Source organism: Variovorax boronicumulans, assembly GCF_029892485.1.
Lineage (GTDB): Bacteria > Pseudomonadota > Gammaproteobacteria > Burkholderiales > Burkholderiaceae_C > Variovorax > Variovorax boronicumulans_B.
In genome coordinates this window covers 1-17,932 of the sequence record NZ_JARXVG010000011.1, presented here as the reverse complement: position 1 = coordinate 17,932, position 17,932 = coordinate 1, and the positions used below count along the sequence as shown (strand labels likewise).

12 protein-coding genes are annotated in these 17,932 nt (G+C 60.4%); 9 read left to right on the top strand and 3 right to left on the bottom strand.

Translation table 11 applies throughout. The annotated features are described in order from the left end of the window. The first annotated feature begins 692 nt into the window (after window positions 1-692). A complete protein-coding gene (locus M2282_RS22960; RefSeq protein WP_280811293.1) occupies window positions 693-1,844 on the top strand; it encodes a DUF883 domain-containing protein in 1,152 nt (383 codons plus the stop codon). Next, window positions 1,759-2,445 (top strand): RES family NAD+ phosphorylase, encoded by a 687-nt coding sequence (locus M2282_RS31100; protein ID WP_432422933.1) that lies wholly within the window; start codon window positions 1,759-1,761, stop codon window positions 2,443-2,445. The genes M2282_RS22960 and M2282_RS31100 overlap by 86 nt, the downstream gene beginning before the upstream one ends. A 509-nt stretch (window positions 2,446-2,954) precedes the next feature. Here the strand turns inward: M2282_RS31100 and M2282_RS22955 are convergent. Further along, window positions 2,955-3,377 (bottom strand): hypothetical protein, encoded by a 423-nt coding sequence (locus tag M2282_RS22955; protein ID WP_280811082.1) that lies wholly within the window; start codon window positions 3,375-3,377, stop codon window positions 2,955-2,957. After that, window positions 3,368-7,783 carry an RHS repeat-associated core domain-containing protein gene (locus M2282_RS22950; RefSeq protein WP_280811081.1) on the bottom strand — a complete coding sequence of 1,472 codons (4,416 nt, stop codon included), beginning with the start codon at window positions 7,781-7,783 and terminating at the stop codon, window positions 3,368-3,370. Before M2282_RS22950 ends, M2282_RS22955 begins: the two co-directional genes overlap by 10 nt. A 625-nt stretch (window positions 7,784-8,408) precedes the next feature. Here M2282_RS22950 and M2282_RS22945 point away from each other — a divergent pair. Further along, complete coding sequence (locus tag M2282_RS22945) at window positions 8,409-9,947, top strand: IS3 family transposase (protein ID WP_280811080.1); 1,539 nt, start codon at window positions 8,409-8,411, stop codon at window positions 9,945-9,947. A 195-nt stretch (window positions 9,948-10,142) separates the two neighbouring features. Beyond that, window positions 10,143-11,120: an IS5 family transposase gene (locus M2282_RS22940; RefSeq protein ID WP_280811079.1), complete on the top strand. Its 978-nt coding sequence runs from the start codon at window positions 10,143-10,145 to the stop codon at window positions 11,118-11,120. Window positions 11,121-11,338: 218 nt separating this feature from the next. On the opposite strand, the gene M2282_RS22935 is transcribed toward M2282_RS22940, so the two are convergent. Further along, a complete protein-coding gene (locus M2282_RS22935; protein ID WP_280811078.1) occupies window positions 11,339-11,584 on the bottom strand; it encodes a hypothetical protein in 246 nt (81 codons plus the stop codon). Window positions 11,585-11,647: 63 nt separating this feature from the next. Between M2282_RS22935 and M2282_RS22930 the strand changes: the two genes are divergently transcribed. The 5 genes from M2282_RS22930 to M2282_RS22910 all read left to right on the top strand — a co-directional run bounded on the left by M2282_RS22930 (window position 11,648) and on the right by M2282_RS22910 (window position 17,430). Next, window positions 11,648-12,544, top strand: a complete 897-nt coding sequence (locus tag M2282_RS22930; protein WP_280811077.1) for a LysR substrate-binding domain-containing protein — start codon at window positions 11,648-11,650, stop codon at window positions 12,542-12,544. 80 nt (window positions 12,545-12,624) lie between these two features. After that, window positions 12,625-14,619 (top strand): aconitase family protein, encoded by a 1,995-nt coding sequence (locus M2282_RS22925; RefSeq protein ID WP_280811076.1) that lies wholly within the window; start codon window positions 12,625-12,627, stop codon window positions 14,617-14,619. 28 nt (window positions 14,620-14,647) lie between these two features. Then, window positions 14,648-15,631 carry a Bug family tripartite tricarboxylate transporter substrate binding protein gene (locus tag M2282_RS22920; RefSeq protein WP_280811075.1) on the top strand — a complete coding sequence of 328 codons (984 nt, stop codon included), beginning with the start codon at window positions 14,648-14,650 and terminating at the stop codon, window positions 15,629-15,631. A 4-nt stretch (window positions 15,632-15,635) separates the two neighbouring features. Further along, entirely contained in the window at window positions 15,636-16,754 is a 1,119-nt protein-coding gene (gene leuB, locus M2282_RS22915; RefSeq protein ID WP_280811074.1) for a 3-isopropylmalate dehydrogenase, read from the top strand. 4 nt (window positions 16,755-16,758) lie between these two features. After that, window positions 16,759-17,430 carry a glutathione S-transferase family protein gene (locus M2282_RS22910; protein WP_280811073.1) on the top strand — a complete coding sequence of 224 codons (672 nt, stop codon included), beginning with the start codon at window positions 16,759-16,761 and terminating at the stop codon, window positions 17,428-17,430. Window positions 17,431-17,932: the final 502 nt, after the last annotated feature.

The following is a 17,932-nucleotide window of genomic DNA, read 5'->3' as shown; positions in this document are numbered from 1 at the left end:
GTAGTTATTCCAGTGACTTTTGAGCCAGGGGGCTCGCGCGCTGAAACACTCGACGGCATAGTGGAGCCAGCTGTTGTAGCCGTCGGGCGGGGGCACTGTTTTTTGGATAGTGAAGAGGAGCACTCCTTGATGAGCCGGGACATCCAGCGCACGTACGTTATTCCACAAACTGCGCCAGATCAATCCCTGCCGCAGGCGCCGCATTCGGGCGACGTCGATCCCTAAATACTTGGACTATCAGGAGGCAGTTCATGTATTCGTACGAAGACAGGATTCGAGCGGTCGAGCTGTACATCAAGCTCGGCCAATGCGTCAGGGCGGCCACCCGGCAACTGGGTACCCAACCAAGAATGCCCTAAAAGGCTTGCACCGCGAATACGAGCAGCGCCTCGATTTACCTTTGGGCGGGCCCCTTTTACGTGTCCAGCGGGCGCGGGCCCCCCGGGTCCGGCATCAGGCTGGCCAGCTTGCGTTCGGCCCTTTGCATCGCGATCGCAGGCGTTCGCGCTGTTGGGTCCGCAGGTCGGCCGGAAGGGTCATTCGCTTTCGCGGCGTTTCTGATTCAGGTATTTGTCGAGGGCGGCTGCTTGTTATGGCGAATGCCCTTCTAGGAACGACGACTAGACCGAAGCTGAGGGGTCGTCGTGCTGACGAGCCTGACGAACTTGACGAGACGGCGTACCATAGACGGTATGGTTTTTTCAAGAACTCCACCCGCCGCACACCCGATTCCTCCCGAAGCCTTGGAGCACCTGCCGCACCCTTATCGGCCTGGCACTCTAGAGATTCGCGCCGGGGGAAGGCATTTCCTCGTCCTACCAGACGAGTTGAAAAATGTTGGAGAGTGGGCCAACGTCGCCCCCGAAGCGCTGTCTGTGAAACACGGTTTGGGTGATCCTAGCAAGTACTACACACGTATCCTTCATCTTGCGGGTCACGACCCTTGGGGAGTGGGAGGCGGCTTTGAGCACTTAACTGAGCCCTTCCGGGACCTCGTGATTGCGATCACCCAATCGACTGTTGATCCTTCGCCTTCTTGGATGGGCAAGAAGCACCCGGGCAAAAAAACTTCAAGTCCTTTTGTCGCCAGGAAGCGCGTTGAAAAGACGAACATTGCATTGCACGAGGTCATTGAAGGTCTTCAGGCTCACATATCGGCAGAAGTGGCAAAAGCCACTCAACACATCGAACTTCAGGCTCGACTTTCTGCTGAAGTGGTGGCCAGCGCATCCAACAACATTGAAGCGGCAGCCGACGACATCGCGAGCGACGTGCTCGGCGTGCTGGCCAGCAAGGACCTGGATTCGGTTCCCCACATCAAGGCGCTGCGCCAGCGCATCGACGCCAAGCTTGCCATTGCGCGCGAGCTTGCCGCGGAGAAGATCATGCTGGCCGCAGCCACGCAACAGCTTGCACTTGGCGCTGAGGCCCGGGGAACTCCTTCCCCTTCTCACAATGCCGAACCAGGCTATGACGCTGCAGTCACTCGTGGCGCGGAGGCGAGGACAAGGCTATTCAACCATATGCTGTCCTCCGAACGCGTTGGGAAGATGCTTGGCGTCACCCGTGAAACGGTGAACACTCGCCGCAAGGATGGCCTTTTGCTCGGCCTAACCAATGGTGGGCGTTCATTTCGCTACCCTGAGTGGCAGTGGGAAGAACGTGTTGCTCAGTCAATGCCTGAGCTTCTCCGTATCCTGAAGGATCTGGACTCCTGGGCCCAGTACCTGTTCTTCACCCAGGCCAACCCGCTTTTGGATGGGCGCAGTCCGTTGGATTGCCTCAGAGCTGGCGACGCCAGCGTCATGTCCGCTGCGATCAGCTACGCTGCGGAAATGGCCTGAGCCCGTGCCGGTCCAGCTACCGAATTCTCTGTCTTGGGCGACCCCGACAGATTCAATCCTTCTGCGCATTTGCTCCACCGCCTTTGCGGCCTCTGAACCAAGCTTTCGAGCGACGGGAGCGGGCAGGTTTGATGATTCCCAGAAGATTTTTACGACGCTCTACTGCGCAGCCGATTTCGAAACCTGCTATTCGGAGACCTTGCTACGTGAGGGCACTTTTCATGCGGCCAATGGACGCTACGAAGTCTCACAGGCAATTCACGACTCGAGGAGCCTTACGGTCATTGCGGTTGACCTTCTCAAGCTGAGGCTCGTTGATCTCCACGGCGTGGGTATTCGGAAAATGGGCCTTGATGCAGGGGTGGGTTTGGGCCAGTACGACGGGACTCAGCCGTTAGCCAGGGCTCTCTATGAGCACGCGGATAAGCCGGACGGCATCGTGTACGCGTCACGCCTGTCCCCGGGGCGCCCGGCTATCGTCTTCTTCGATCGAGCGCAGCCACATGTCCGTTTGTTCCCCGGCCTGGCCCCCACGCCATTGCCCCAGCTACGCGAGGCGTTTGACGCCCTGACGCAGTCGCACAGCATCGCGCTTATTTAGACGCGGTCGTCAGCGGTCTTTAGATCGGGTGAGCCAACTCATCCTTCAGTCTCGGTCGCGATCGGCGGCATGGCGCCCAAAGCAGTAGTAGCAACGGTACTCAACACCAGTGTCATTGCCGTGCCAGGCTTCAAGATCCCCGGCTGTCAGACGCAGACCGCAGCACGAGCAACTAGCGGGCAAGTCATCCCCGTCCTCGTTCTCGCAGAGGCATCGGTAGCCCGTTCCGGACTCCTTGTTGACCACCATGGTGTTCGTTGCCGCATGCCTCGCATTCCGTGCGGGTGTGGATAAAAAATTGGACTGGCTTTACGCCGTAAGTCCAAGACTCTCTCGGTATTCGATGGGCTGAAAGAGCCCAGTGAGATCTTGATCCGCAGACAGCAGTCAGCCCACCTGATGAACAACGACGGAAAGACGTTTCGATCAGCACTTGATGGAAATTGAATCAACTAACCCCGAAAATCCACACGCACTAACTTACGCAATTAAGCGCCGTTTCATACGTATTAGGCGCTGATTTTTTTTGATCCTAAAAAACACCAAAGCCCCACGATATTGAGTCCCGACACAAAGGGTCCCCAGATCGCCAAGAAGGGGATGACCAGCGAAATCCCAAGTGCACCAAAAATATCAACCCCTTTTGGATAAGTTTCGCGACTTTGGAGCCAGACCACTGTCAAAACCACATAGCTCAGCGTCGCTGCGATGTAAGGAATGAAGGCAGCCCATGCAATGAGCAAACGACGACCCCACAGAAACAGCGTAGGCACCAGGAGAAGAAGGGATATCAATGTATATCCTAGGAAAAAATCTCCCCGATGGCTGCCTAGTCGCCTTCCAATTGTTTCCCACATCAAGGTAAATACCAGCGCGGAAGATATGGTGTGAACCACGCCAGTCAAAAGAGGAGGTTTGCAGTTCAGCGCCATAGCTGACCCGGGCCCGGGACAAAGGGGGTGGGGGATCTCGGTCTTAGCGCCCGACCCAGCGAGCCTGGGGTTGGCGTCCAACCTAAATCCTTGAAGGGGCCGATTCCTTGCAAAACGCTACCGGTGCAAAGTGCACAAGAGAAAGGTATGCAGCCTCCTTGATCCTCGATGCGATTTTTAATTGCTTCCTCTTCTTCAGGAGTTGTATCGTAGGTGATGACGTCGACGTTTCGGCCATCTTCCTTTTGGTATTTAATGAACTTATCCAAATTTGCATCGCGGCCATAGAGCGCATCTCCCGATCCTTTGATATCGTCGCGAAAACTCCCGCCCGGGTCATAAAGAACAGCATTGCTTCCAGAGCCCACCTGCACACCGGCGTGACCAATACCGTTGGTGTTAATGACAACAGTAGTCGTCAAGCCCAGCGGATCAGTAAAACGTAGTGGATTTGACGACACATAGCCAAATCGATTCCACCCACCGTCGAGCCGAATCGGATCCGGCTGGCTATACCTTCCCGTCTTCGCGTCATAGCTCCTGAAATAGTTGTAGAACAACCCCGACTCCCCATCCGCATACTGCCCCGGATACCTCAGGTTGAACTTCACCTCCGAGATGCCCGTCGTCCCCGGATTCGGCATCGTCTCCAGATTCGCAAACCGGTTCTTCGCCACCGTCGGCTTGTCCTCTCCGAACGCGCTGTAGCTCCACTGCCAGACCGCTTGCCCGTCCGCGTTCGTGAGCTTGCGCGGCGTGTTCAGGTGATCGCTGTGCGCCGCATACGTGGCGCCATCGATCACCGCCGCAACCGGCATCGGCCCGTTGGCCGTGGGCAGGTAGATGTACTGCGCCTGGCCCGCACTGTTCGTGCCCCCGCTGCCCACCTCCGCGATCAGCGTGCCCTGCTCGTCGTAGACATACGCATAGCCCAATTGCTCGGCCTGCGTCGTCGCCGGACTCCAGAGCTTGGTGAAGAACGCGATCAGGCTCGCCATGAAGCCCGGATCGGCCTCGTCGCCCTGGCTGGGCGGGTACAGCGGCTCGGTCTTGAAGACCCGCTGGCCCAGCGCGTTGTGTGCGTAGCGCGTGGTCGGGCTGACGTCGGTGGCGCCGGTCGTCGCTGCCGCCAGACGCCCTTCGGCGTCGTAGGTGTAGCTGCGCAGGCCATCGCTCAGCAGGTCGCCGTTGGCGTTGTAGCCGTAGGTGACGCTGGTGTTACTCGCGCTGTTGATGCTCTGGGTGAAGCCCGCCAGGCGGTTGCTCGTGGCGCCCACCGTGTAGGTGCGGCTGGTGCTCAGGCCGCTTAAAACGCGTGTGCTGCTCGAGCGGTTGCCGTTGGCGTCGTAGCCGAAGCCAGCGGTGTTGCCGGTGGCGTTGAAGCCGGTGATTCGGCCCAAGCTGTTGTAGGCGACGGCCCAGCTGACGTTGCCGCTGCCGATGGTGCTGTGCGTGGGGTCGGCATCGCCGGGCTGGTAGAGGTTCTGCGTCAGGCTGGTGATGCGGCCGGCGGCGTCATAGCCGTAGCTGCTGAACTCGGTGGTAGTCAGGCGTCCTGCGGTGTCGTAGGCACGAGAGGCCGCAAGGCTCGGGCTCGTGAAGGCCCAGGTCCAGGCAGTGGGCTGGCCCAGCGGGTTCCATGCGACGTTGGTGACGAGTGGCGTGCCGTTCAGGCTCAGGCCCGTGAGGCGGCCGGTGCCGTCGTAGCTGTGGGTGAGCAGTCCGCCGCCGTTGGGGTAGCCGATGCTGGCCAATGTGCCGTTCGCGTTGTAGCTGTAGCTGACCTGCTGCACGCTGCCGTTGGCCAGGGTCTGCTTCTTCAAGGTCACGCGGCCGAAGGCATCGCGGGTGTACTCGGTGGTTCCGCTGCGGTCGATGATCTCCGAGAGATACCCCTTGCTGTTGGTCGTGAGGTCGTAGCGCAGCGTGGTGGTCTTGCCGTCGGCGAAGACCAGGCTGGTGGGACGGCCCAAGGCATCGCGCGTGATCGTCGTTGCCTGGCCGAGGGCATCGGTGATCTGGCTGGGCAGCCCCAGGTTGTCGTACTGGGTACTTGCGCTACCCGTATCAGCACTGCTCTCGGCCGTCGCATTGCCTTGGGCGTCGCGGGTATAGCCGGTGATCACGCCCTTGAAGTCCTTAACTTCGGTGACGGCGTCGAGGGCGTTGTACTTGAGCGTGGCGGTCGCGTAGGCCGCATCGGTCACAGCCTTGACGCGGCGCAGGCGGTCGAGGCTGTACTGGGTGCTTTGGTTTAGGCCATTGGTCGCGGTGATCAGTTCGCCATTGGCGTCATAGCCGAAGGAACTGGTCTGGTTCGGGCCTTCGGTCTTGGCACTGAGCCGGTTGATGTTGTTGATGATGCGCGCCGTGTTCCACGCCACGTTGCCAGCGCTGTCCTTGATCTGTTCGGCGGTGCGGTTGCCCATGCCATCGAGGGTGTAGGTGCCGGATTCGCCGCGGTTGTTGCTCCAACCTGTGAGGCGGTGGGCCGCGTCGTAGCTGTAGGTCAGCACGAGGCCGGTGGGCAGCGTGATGGTCTCCACGGTGCCGTAGGGCTTGTAGGTGAGCGTGGTGGTCTGGCCGCCGATGGTTTGGGTCAGCGGGCGGTCACGCAGATCGTAGGTGTAGGTGGTGGCGAGGCCGTTGGGGCCAGTCGAACTGACGACGCGGTTGGCGATGTCGTAGCCGTAACTGGTGACGTGGCCCAGCGCGTTGGTCGATGTGAGGACGTTGCCTCGGGTGTCGTAGGTGTAGCTCGTCACAGCACCGTTGGGCTCGGTGGCCGTGGCAACAAGCTGCTGGGCGTTGTAGGTCCATTGCCAGAGCCGGGCCTTACTGGTCACGGTATCGGTGACTGTCTTGGTCAGCACATTGCCAACAGCGTCATAGGTGTAGGCGGTGGTGCGGCCGGCTTCCGTGACAAGCACCGGCAATGCGAAGGTCGAATGCCATTGGATGGTCACTGTCCGGGCTTCAGGCGTGCCTGAAGCGTAGACCACAGTGGTCGGCAGGCGGCGAACAACATCCCAAGATGTCGCAGTGATCGAGCCTTGAAAGTCGGTCTCGGAGATGGCGAGTCCATTTGCATCTAGCACACGGGATTTAGCATCCGCCGCATACGTTCCCGATACTTTGGAACTATTGATGACTTCTAGAGTGCCTTTTTTAATATCGTACCCATAGTTGCGCGTCGTACCAAGAGGATCGGTGACTTCGGCATATGCCTCCCACGTATAAGACACGCTAAATATATTGCTAGATCCCGCATGCTCAGTGCGTGTTGCACGACCCTGGGAATCATAGGTAAAGGTCGCGAAACGCCCTCCCGACTCATCAATTACCCCGGTTAGAAATTGCGGAAAAGAAGCCGCTTCGTATACGTAATTTTTGTTAACCCCGAGCGAATATACAGCCGCGGTTAATCGCCCGCTTCCATCATATTCATAATCCACAAACTTTCCATCAGAGGAAGTGGATTTTATTAATTGTTTTGTCAAATTATAAAATAGATTTATCGTATTGCCCAGGGAGCTTCCAATCTGCACAGGCAATCCGTCAGAATTATATTGATATGACGTCACCCAGCCGTTTCTTTTTACAACAGTTTGCAAGTTCCCTGAGGCATCAAAATTCAAGATTGAACCGCTTGACCCTTTAAGGTAAGTCCACCCCCCTCCATTACCAGAATTCAATATATCCAATCCATTTTCCGGTATCCAAATGCTATCCACCCGGTAAAATTTGGCATCGTACCCGCCGCCCATTATTCGAATAGTCCGCGGACTTGTCTCCGAGGTTCCCTCAGGACTCATTGTTGGAGGAATATCGAGCAATTTGACTGAAAGATTATGAGTCCATCGCTCACCCATACCATCTTGATACTTCGTACCGCCACTGCGAAAAGTTCTAACGAAATTTATTGGATTTGCGCCGCTGCCAGCAATGTCAAATTCATTTTGAATTTTTTCTCGTGTTGCAGGCAGAATGGGATTGCCTGCTTCCTTGCCACCGCTCGGCGCCATACACATTTCATCAGGCTTTTCAGCCGGATCAGAGCTGGGTAGAACACATTTGCCATTTAATTCAACATAGCCAATATTGCACTTGCAGGTATAAGGATTCGTTAACTCCGCCCCATCCCCACAAACGCGATCCGCGTAATTGAAGGCATAAAAAACTCCATTGAATCCATCTGCCTGATAGGCCGAGATGTAGCACAAAGCAGGCCCACCAAAGACAGCCTCCCAACTCACCCACAATCCATCTGGGTTCGTAAAAAGAGGACGTATGGCTTTGCAAGCAGCCTCCTCCGTGCTATAGGCCCCTGTCATTCTGCTTCCAAGCTCGTATCTAAAATTCGTCAGCTTGGAGGGATACACCGCGCGGGCCGGCGCGACGTACATCGCAATGCTTATAAATAAGCATAGAAAATAAACTGCTGGCAGCCCGATGTTGCGCCAAAAACCGGAATGCTCGCTCCCCGCCCTATATTTCATATCACGCCCTCATTTATTAAGGCAAAATGTATCCGCGAGAAGAAAAATAAGCAATCAATACATCGTTTAAGACTTTATTATTAGCGCCCAATTGGCTGGGAAATATGAGTACTTTTAATCTCAAAACTTAATAAGCTACTGAGTGGCAAGGTTTTACTGGCGCTGTGAGCGCTCCAAAACGCCAGCGAGCCGAGCAAAGGAGACTTGACGAAAGACTAGATTGCCCAGACCGCGCCCTGAGCGAAGAGCCTACGACACGGCCAAGACTGCAGGCTTTCGAGATGTCGACAACGCTCAAGAGCGCATACCTGATGTGCGGCCGATCTGAACGCACCGGCCCGTGGCACTCGCCCGACCAGCCGACCAGAGTTTTTCAACGGCCAAATACGATCCTCCAGACGACATCCCGGCTCAGCCGCAACGTACGCGCCAATAGCCTCTCAAAGATGATTCAGGCTGGCTGTAAAACTGATGCTAGATCGTAGGTTCAATGGGGGTGCGGACGAAAACTTGGACTACCAGAAGGTAGTTCATGTATTCATACGAAGATCGGATTCGAGCCGTTGAGCTCTACATCAAGCTGGGCAAACGCGTCAGACCCACTATCCGTCAGCTCGGTTTTCCAACAAAGAATTCATTGAAGGGCTGGTACAACGAATACCAGCTGAAGCTCGACTTGCCGGCGGGCTATGCGGGCCGACGACCCAAGTTCTCGCAGGAGCAAAAGGCGGCAGCTATCGAGCATTACGTCGCTCACGATCGCTGCATCGCTGCCACCATGAGAGCACTGGGCTACCCCTGCAGGGGGACGCTAACCGCCTGGATTCGCGAGGCCCTTCCTGAGGCCAGAAGGGCCGTCGTTGGCAGTGTGGGTCGACGAAGGCATTCCGGGAAGCTGATGCAAGCGGGAGTCATGGAGCTTTGCACGCGCGAGGAAAGTGCCCAGGCTGTAGCCGACAAGTTCGGCGTGTGCCGGCCAACGCTGTACAACTGGAAGAACCAACTTCTGGGACGTGAGGCCCCCGCATCCATGAAACGCACCAATCAAACACCGTCGTCGCAAGAGCGCGACGAGCTCGAGCGCCAGGTTGAGTCGCTGCGCCGCGAAGTCAGGCAACTGCGCCTCGAGCAGGACCTCTTGAACAAGGCCAACGAACTGTTAAAAAAAGGCCTGGGCGTCGACCTGCAGCTCCTGTCCAACCGGGAGAAGACACTGCTGATTGACGCCCTCAGGGAGCACTATGGCCTGCTAGAGCTCCTTGCACAGTTGGATCTCGCGCGTAGTTCGTACTTCTACCATCGGGCCCGTGCAGCGGTGGGCGACAAGTACCTGGAGGTGCGGCAATCCATCACCGACATCTTTGAGTCGAACCACCGTTGCTATGGCTACCGCAGACTGCAAGCTTCGCTCACCAGGCAGGACGTCGCGATCTCCGAGAAGGTCGTGCAGCGGTTGATGAAACAGGAAAGCCTGATTGTTCCAAGACCCAGGAAGCGCAGGTATGCGTCATACCTCGGCGAGATCAGTCCAGCGCCCGAGAACCTCATCAACCGCGACTTCCGGGCCGCGGTCCCCAATGAGAAATGGCTCACGGACATCACGGAGTTCCAAATTCCGGCTGGCAAGGTGTACCTCTCGCCCATCATCGACTGCTTCGATGGAATGGTCGTCAGCTGGACCATTGGGACCAGTCCGGACGCTGAGTTGGTCAACACGATGCTGGATGCAGCCATCGAGACAGTGGCCAAAACTACTGACCGGCCTGTGGTTCACTCCGATCGGGGCGGCCACTACCGCTGGCCAGGTTGGCTATCAAGAATGAGCGACGCGAAGTTCACCCGCTCGATGTCTCGCAAGGCATGCTCACCTGACAACGCAGCTTGCGAAGGCTTCTTCGGTCGGCTGAAGAACGAGCTTTTTTATCCTCGGGACTGGAAGAACGCCACCATTGAGCAATTCATCGAAGCGGTCGACTCGTACATCCGCTGGTACAACGACAAGCGGATCAAGATCTCTCTTGGCTCTCTCAGCCCTATCGAATACCGGGTGAGCCTTGGACTTGCAGCATAAAACCAGTCCAAGTTTTTATCCGCACCCCCAATGACTTTGATCAAAAATGACTCTGAGAGCATCAACTTTGATCCGCGTAATCTGTGTACGGATCAAAGTTATTGCATAAATTATTGATTCACCTAGGGAACATCTGATCAAGTCCACGGATGGCCGCTCAGAACGTTGATCACGCATGCTGAAGGAGCGTAGACGATGAGCCAGATCAGTTTTTCGGATGCCGAGCATGCAGGCAAGAGGAAGAGGACACGTCGGGAAGTCTTCCTTGCCGAGATGGAGCTGGTAGTGCCTTGGAAGGCACTGCTCAAAGTCATCGAACCGCACTACCCGGTGGCAGGCCGCGGACGTCGGCCCTATCCGCTGGAAGCAATGCTTCGCGTGCACTTGATGCAGAACTGGTTCGCGTTGAGCGACCCGGCGATGGAGGAAGCTCTATACGAGATCACCTCGCTGCGCACGTTTGCGGGCCTGGGAATGGAGTCGATTCCCGACGAGACGACGATCCTGAACTTCCGCCATCTGCTGGAAGCCAGCGATCTGGCCGAGGACATCTTCAAGCAGGTCAACGCCCACCTGGCCAGGAAAGGCCTGCTTCTGAAGAGAGGCTCCATCGTGGACGCCACCATCATCGCGGCACCCAGTTCCACGAAGAACGCGAGCGGCGAGCGAGACCCTGAGATGCACCAGACGAAGAAGGGCAACCAGTGGCACTTCGGGATGAAGGCGCACATCGGCGTGGATGCGGACTCAGGGCTGGTGCACACGGTGACGACTACCGCAGCCAACGAGGCAGATGTGGAACAGGTGGGCGACCTGCTGCACGGCAAAGAGGATGCGGTGTGGGCGGACTCGGGCTATCGCGGGGCACAGAGCCGGGTGAAGCGAGATGTGCAGTGGCACATCGCCGGCAGGCCCAGCGACATGGCGAAGATGCCGGAGGGCCGAGCCAAGGCCAGAGCACGCAAGCAGGAATACCAGAAGGCCAGCATCCGGGCAAAGGTGGAGCATCCGTTCCGGGTGATCAAGCGGCAGTTCGGCCTGGCGAAAGTGAGGTTCAAAGGCTTGACCAAGAACACCGCGCATGTGATCACGTTGTTCGCGCTGTCGAACCTGTGGATGGTCAGAAGGAAGCTGATTGCGATGATGGGACAGGTGCGTCCGCAGGCCGCGTGAAGGGGCCACAGAGGCTCTCAAACGCGTGGGATGCCCGGTGCGACGAGCCTGCGAGCGCAGCGGGACATCACGTACTCGTCATCGGGCCAATTTACGACTTGATCAGACATTTCCTAGTGCTGAGGTCAACATCCAGCAGCTCTTCGCTTCGGCTGTCGGGTACGGGGAGAGGCGTCCATTCCATTAACGCTGGCGTCAGTCCATCGGCGATTCAAGTCTCACGTGAGCCAGCGCTTGCGACGCCGGTAATGCTTGATGGTGTGGTAGTCCTTCTGCTGCCCGCTCGCGCCGCCCAGATAGAACTCCTGCACGTCCGAGTTGCTGGAGAGTGATTCGGCACTGCCTGCCATGACCACGCGTCCGTTCTCCAGCACATAGGCCCGTTGCGCGATGCTCAACGCAGCGACGGCGTTCTGCTCAACTAGCAGCACCGACAGGCCTGCGTCCGCATTGATGCGCCGCACGATGGTCGAAGTACGGGAGGCCGCGCGACAAGCCCTTGTGCCACACTTGCTATCCACCAAGCGATGAAGCCCGTGAACCGTCGAATCGATTCCTACAGCATCAAGTTGTTCGTGGCGGCGGCTCGCGCTGGCTCCATCGTGCGCGCCGCGGTCGCGGAGAACATCGCACCTTCTGCATTAAGTCGCAGGATCGCGGATCTGGAGCATGCATTCGGAACGCCGCTGCTCGTGCGTTCGCCGCGCGGCATCGCACTGACCGAGGCGGGCCGACTGGTGCTGGCGCGAGGCGAACGTCTCGACGACGAACTGCAAGCCTTGTTGCGCGAAGTGCAGAGCGAAGGCGGCGAAGTGCGAGGTAGGGTGCGCCTTCATGCCAACATGTCCTCCGTCATCGGGTTTCTGCCCGAGCGCCTGCACTGCTTCATGCAGGCATACCCTGGCGTGGAGGTCGCCTTGCATGAGCAGGACACGCGCGACGTGCTGCGCGCTTGTCTGGACGACCGGGCCGATGTCGGCGTAGGCGCCGACGTCGCGGTGCCGACGGGCATGGATGCCTGGCACTTCGCCTCCGACCCCTTGCTCGTGGTTCTGCCCTCGGGCCACGAGCTGGCGGACTTGCAGAGCGTCAGGTTCGCGCGTGCGCTCGAATTTCCTTTGGTGGGCATTCATCAGGGCGGCGCGATGGACCGGTCCCTGAACGAACGCGCTGCGGCATTGGGCAGGCGTTTCAATCCGAAGGTGACGGTCAGCAGTTTCGATGCCGTCTGCCGCATGGTGGAGGCGGGCCTGGGCATCGCGGTGGTGCCTCGAAGTGCCGTGACGGCTTATGCGGGAGCCGACCGCTTTGCCAGACGCCCGCTGGCGGAAGCGTGGGCCGACCGCGTCCTGAACATCTACGCCCTGCGCAAGACGCCGCAGCCTCGCGCAGTTGCGGCGCTCATCGAGAGCCTGCAAGGGTAATCACCGATCTCGCGGCTAGCGAGACCCCCTGTGCCGAGCGAGCGCTTTATGGTGCCGCCTTGCCCCGCCAAGATCCGGGCATGCCAGCCCCCACGCCAGCCGCTCCCGGCGCCGAAAGCATCCGGTTCGACCCGCGCATCCTCTTCCTGAGCTGCTCCGCACGCAGGGTCGAACTGAGCTTGAAGGGAGAGTGCCTCGAACTCACCGACGCGTTGCCGTTGCGTGATGATATTTCGACGGACGAGATCACGCCGCTTCCGATCCTCACGCACTACGACGAAAAGTTGGGGCGCTACCCCTACACCGGCGTTAAGGCGGGCGAGGCATTCCCCATCGGCACCGATGCCATCCGCGATTCGGGCATCGAGGTCGTGGTCGCGGGCAGGCGCTATGGCAAGGGCTCGTCGCGCGAGCACAGCCCGACCGCCGAGAAGGCGGCCGGCGTGCGGCTGGTCATCGCCGAAAGCTTTGAGCGCCTGTACCGGCAGAACGCCGACAACATCGGCTTGTTCACCTCGACCGACTTTGGCCTGATCGCACGCATCCAGGCGGGCGAGGCGATTCCGGTCGAGGACCTGGTGGCCGGTCGCGACGCGCTGGCCGCGGCGATCCTCAAGAGTGGCGGGCTGCTGCGCTTCGGCCAGCGATTCATGCGCGACATCACCGTGCCGCCCGACGCGCAGGACGTGCGTCCGCGCACGCTGTTCGAGAAGATCGTGGAGCGCCACGCGCTCGCCACCGAACTGACGCAGGCGCGTCCCGCACCGGGCGATGGTGCCTTCGTACGCGCCGACCTTCGTTTCATTCACGAGTACTACACAGGCATGGCCGCACACATGCTGCATACGGCCTTCGGCCGCCCGCTCGTGCTGCACGACGCCGATTCCATCGTCGTCTTCGAAGACCACACGTCCTATGTCGAGGAGAGCCCCGCACACGTGCGCGGCGGCCTGGTGCCGAATGTGCATCGCATGGTCGAAGCGCAGCGCGAATTCGCTGCCGCCTATGAACTGCGCTCGCACCGCACGCTGACGGAGGAACAGGCCGCCAAGGACGACGGCACCCACGCGGCCGGCATCTCGCACGCCATGGTGGCGGAACACTATGCGCTGCCGGGCCAACTGGTGGTGGGCACAGATTCACACACGCCCCACAGCGGCGCGCTCGGTTGCGTGGCCTTCGGCGTCGGAACCACGGACATGGCGAATGCCTTCATGACGGGGGCGGTCCGGCTGACGGTGCCGCAGTCCCTGAAGATTGTGCTCGATGGCTCGCTTGCCGCTGGCGTGACCGCCAAAGACGTCGTGCTGAATCTGCTGGCGCTGCCCTTCGTGCGCGAGGGCGGCGGGGTCGGCAAGGTGTTCGAGTTCACGGGCGAAGTGGTGCGGTGCATGACCACCGACGAGCGCGCCACGCTCACCAACATGACGGCGGAACTCGGCGGCTTCACCGGCTTGGTCGCTCCCGATGCGGAGACCGCGCGCTTCCTGCGCGAGCGCCGCGGCATCGATTTCGAAGTCGAGCCGTGGATGCACAGCGACGACGGCGCGCCTTACGCCAGAACGCTCCATGTCGACTGCACGCAGCTTTCCCCCATGGTCGCCGCACCGGGCGATCCCGGCAACGGCCTACCGCTGGCGGTGGTCGGCGAGCGGGTGCGCATCGACATCGCCTACGGTGGCTCGTGCACGGCCGGCAAGCGCGAAGACTTCGACCACTACCACGCGGTGCTCAGTTGGGCGGCGGACCGTGGGCTCAAGGTCGCTCCCGGGGTAGCGCTGTATCTCCAGTTCGGGACCACCGCGGTGCGCGACCACTGCATTGCAGTCGGGTACATGGATGCGTTCGAACGCGTGGGCGCGCGCATGCTCCAGCCCTCCTGCGGCGCTTGCGGCAACTGCGGACCGGGCGGCTCGGTGCGGGCCGACCAGGTCACCGTGAGTGCCATCAACCGCAACTTCCCCGGCCGGGGCGGACCCGGAAAGGTCTGGCTCGCCAGCCCGCCCACGGTGGCGGCCAGCGCGATCGCGGGCGAACTCGTTTCGTTCGCCGAGCTCCAGGCGCGCCATCCATGAATTCCAGCAAAGCTAGAGAGACAAACCCATGCGTGCACATTCTCGACGGAAAGCCATTTCCCTTTCATTTGCGGCAGTGTTGCTCGCGACGTCATGGCTCGCCGCGGCGCAATCCTCAAACGCCGACCGGCCGATACGGATCGTCGTGCCCCTGGCCGCCGGCTCGACGGTCGATGCGGTCGCCCGCGCGGTCGCGCCGGCCTTCGGACGCGCTACGGGCCATCCGATCGTGGTGGAGAACGTCGTCGGCGCCGGGGGAATTCCGGGCACCGCACAGATCGTGAAGGCACCCAAGGATGGGCTCACGCTCGGCATGGTGTCGTCCAACCACGTCATCAATCCAGGCATCTACAAGACGATTCCCTACGACAGCATGAAGGACATCACGCCCATCGCGGTACTGGCCACGGTGCCGGTCGTGCTGGTGGTGAACAACGCGCTTCCGGTGAAGAGCGTGAAGGAGCTGCTGGCCTATGCGAAGGCCAATCCCGGCAAGCTCAACTACGGGTCCGCCGGCAACGGGAGCGTGCTCCACCTGGCGGGGGAGCTGATGGTGAGCGAGACCGGCATCGACATGAAGCACGTGCCCTATCGCGGCACCGGACCGCTCGTCACGGACCTGATGGGTGGGCAGGTGCAGCTCGCGTTTGTTTCGATCTCGCAGGTCGCCCCCCAGATCAAGGCCGGGGCGCTGCGCGCATTGGCGGTGTCGACGCCGGCGCGCTCCGCGGCCTTGCCCGACGTGCCGACGATGATGGAGTCGGGCGTGCCCAAGTACAGCTTCGACGCCTGGATCGCCTTGATCGGTCCGGCCGGTTTGCCCAAACCCGTGGTCGACAGCTATGCCGCGGCGGTGCAAGAGGCCCTGGTATCGCCGGAAGTAAGAAACGTCATCGCCGGTCAGGGCCTCACGGTCCTGAACACGGGACCTGAGCTTGCGCCAGCCTTCTTCCAGTCCGAGTTGGCGAAGCATCAGAAGCTGGTGAAGCAGTCCGGCGCCACTTTGGATTGAGGGCATGCCTGCATTCAGGATCGCGGCGCTGCCGGGCGAGGGCATCGGACCGGAAATCATTGCGCAGGCGCGGAAAGTGCTGGAGGCCCTGAAACCTCTCGGGTTTCACGCGGAAGTGGAAGATGGCGCCGTGGGCGGTGTCGCCTTCGAATCGCATGGCAGTCCTTTGCCGGACGAGACGCTTGCATTGGTGCAACGCGCCGACGCGGTCCTTTTCGGGACCGTGGGCGATCCACGGTTCGATCACCTGGAGCGTGCGTTGCGGCCGGAACGTGCATTGCTCGACCTGCGGCGCGAACTCGGGCTCTTTGCCTGCCTCAAGGAGGTCATCGTTCCGCCGGATCTGGCGCGGCTCTCGCCATTGCGCGCCGAACGTGTCGCCGGCACCGACCTGCTGGTGGTGCGAGAGCTGAACGGAGACGTCTACACCGGGCTGCCGCGCGGCCAGCGAAGCGCGCCGGATGGGGATTTCGAGGGTCAGCGGGAAGGCTTCGACACAATGCGGTACGCGGAAGAAGAGGTGCGCCGCATCGCGCGCATCGCTTTCGACATGGCACGCGCAAGGCGAGGAAAACTCGCCAGCGTGGACAAGGCCAATGTGTTGGAAACATCGGGCCTCTGGCGGTCGGTGGTGAGCGAGCTGGCGGCGCAGTACCCCGACGTGGAGCTCACGCACCTGTACGCCGACAGCGCGCTGATGCAGCTCATCGGACGTCCCGCTTCCTTCGACGTCATCCTGGCGGGCAACCTCTTTGGCGATCTCCTGAGCGACGCGGCGTCGGTCCTGACAGGGTCGATCGCGTTGTCGGCGTCGGCGATGCTGGGGGAGGGCGCCAAGGGCATGTTCGAGGCAGGCCATGGAACCGCGCTCGACATTGCCGGGCAGGATGTCGCGAATCCGATTGCCTGCATCCGGGCCATGGGGCTTCTGCTGCGCCACTCCGCGCGCCGGCCCGACCTGTCCGCCGCTATCGAGGCTGCGATACGCTCGGTGCTCGGCCAGGGCTACCGTACCGCGGACATCCAATGCAGCAGCACCCGGCTGGTTGGAACGACGCGCATGGGCGACCTCATCGCCGACGTTGTAAGAAGCGGGTCGACGTCCGCTATCACCGAGCACTGAAGCCATGATTACTTTGCACCATTGCGTGAGCGCACGTTCGTTTCGTCCCTTGTGGATGCTCGAGGAGATCGGGATTCCGTACGACCTGAAGATGATGCCGTTCCCGCCTCGCGCGCTTGCCCGGTCATACTTGGAGATCAATCCCCTGGGAACCGTGCCGGCCATGTTCGACGGGGCTGTCCGCATGACGGAGTCGTCTGCCATCTGCCAGTACCTGGCGGCGCGCTTCTCACCGGGAAAACTCGATGTCGGCGTCGATGAGCCGGCCTTCGGCGCCTACCTGAATTACCTGCATTTCGGCGAAGCGACCTTGACGTTCCCGCAGACGCTGGTGCTGCGCTATCTGCACTTCGAAACGGGCGAACGGCGCCAGCCCCAGGTGGCCCATGACTACGGCAAGTGGTTCCTCGCGAGGTTGCGCACGCTGGAACCTCTCTTGGCGGAGCAGGAGTTCCCTTGTGCGGACCGTTTCACCGCCGCCGATGTTTCGGTCGGCTACGCGCTGCTGCTGGCTCAGCATCTCGGCCTCGACCAGCAGTTCACGCCTTCGGTTCGCGCCTACTGGGAGCGCCTGCAGGCGCGGTCTGCTTACCGGCGCGCGATGGTGGCCCAGAACAGTGCCGCCGTCTCGCAGGGGGTGCCCACGATTCCGTCGCCCGACATCAGGGCCGAATAGCTGGGTTGAACGTCGATGTTTCGGCGGGCGCGAACAGCGCCAAGATGCTGAACCCGGCAAGCGCGACTTACGTCGCCACAGGTCTCGGGCAGCACGCCAAGGAGCGTCCTTGCGCGCTCTGCGCAGGACCGCGAGCTCGTGCAGCTGCTGCGCTCATCGAGAACCCACAGAATAAATGCCGATCACGCGGGCGGCGAGATCCCCCCTTTCCGAATGAGCGCTTTATGCGATGTCATGGGGGTCCCGAGGATTAGCGGCCTGCCCGCCGACGTCAGCGTGAGATTTCAAAGGCTTGGACAACAGGCTCATCGTTGGCACGGAAGTAGTTTGCATCCACGACGCTTCAATGGGGCAGGGGTGGGCCACGGCTGATACACGGAAATTCGTGCGTGCTGGACGGCGGCTTGGGTTAAGGGTTGTCCGACACCTGCCCGTGCAACAACACGAGCCCGCGCACGACAACGGCCTGAGGGCAGGTGTTGGACAAGCCTCTAAGGAGGAA

Coding starts and splice junctions, on each gene's coding strand:
- M2282_RS22960 (WP_280811293.1), top strand. CDS start 693: ATGGTTTTTTCAAGAACTCCACCCGCCGCACACCCGATTCCTCCCGAA.
- M2282_RS31100 (WP_432422933.1), top strand. CDS start 1,759: ATGGGCGCAGTCCGTTGGATTGCCTCAGAGCTGGCGACGCCAGCGTCA.
- M2282_RS22955 (WP_280811082.1), bottom strand. CDS start 3,377: ATGGCGCTGAACTGCAAACCTCCTCTTTTGACTGGCGTGGTTCACACC.
- M2282_RS22950 (WP_280811081.1), bottom strand. CDS start 7,783: ATGTACGTCGCGCCGGCCCGCGCGGTGTATCCCTCCAAGCTGACGAAT.
- M2282_RS22945 (WP_280811080.1), top strand. CDS start 8,409: ATGTATTCATACGAAGATCGGATTCGAGCCGTTGAGCTCTACATCAAG.
- M2282_RS22940 (WP_280811079.1), top strand. CDS start 10,143: ATGAGCCAGATCAGTTTTTCGGATGCCGAGCATGCAGGCAAGAGGAAG.
- M2282_RS22930 (WP_280811077.1), top strand. CDS start 11,648: ATGAAGCCCGTGAACCGTCGAATCGATTCCTACAGCATCAAGTTGTTC.
- M2282_RS22925 (WP_280811076.1), top strand. CDS start 12,625: ATGCCAGCCCCCACGCCAGCCGCTCCCGGCGCCGAAAGCATCCGGTTC.
- M2282_RS22920 (WP_280811075.1), top strand. CDS start 14,648: ATGCGTGCACATTCTCGACGGAAAGCCATTTCCCTTTCATTTGCGGCA.
- leuB (WP_280811074.1), top strand. CDS start 15,636: ATGCCTGCATTCAGGATCGCGGCGCTGCCGGGCGAGGGCATCGGACCG.
- M2282_RS22910 (WP_280811073.1), top strand. CDS start 16,759: ATGATTACTTTGCACCATTGCGTGAGCGCACGTTCGTTTCGTCCCTTG.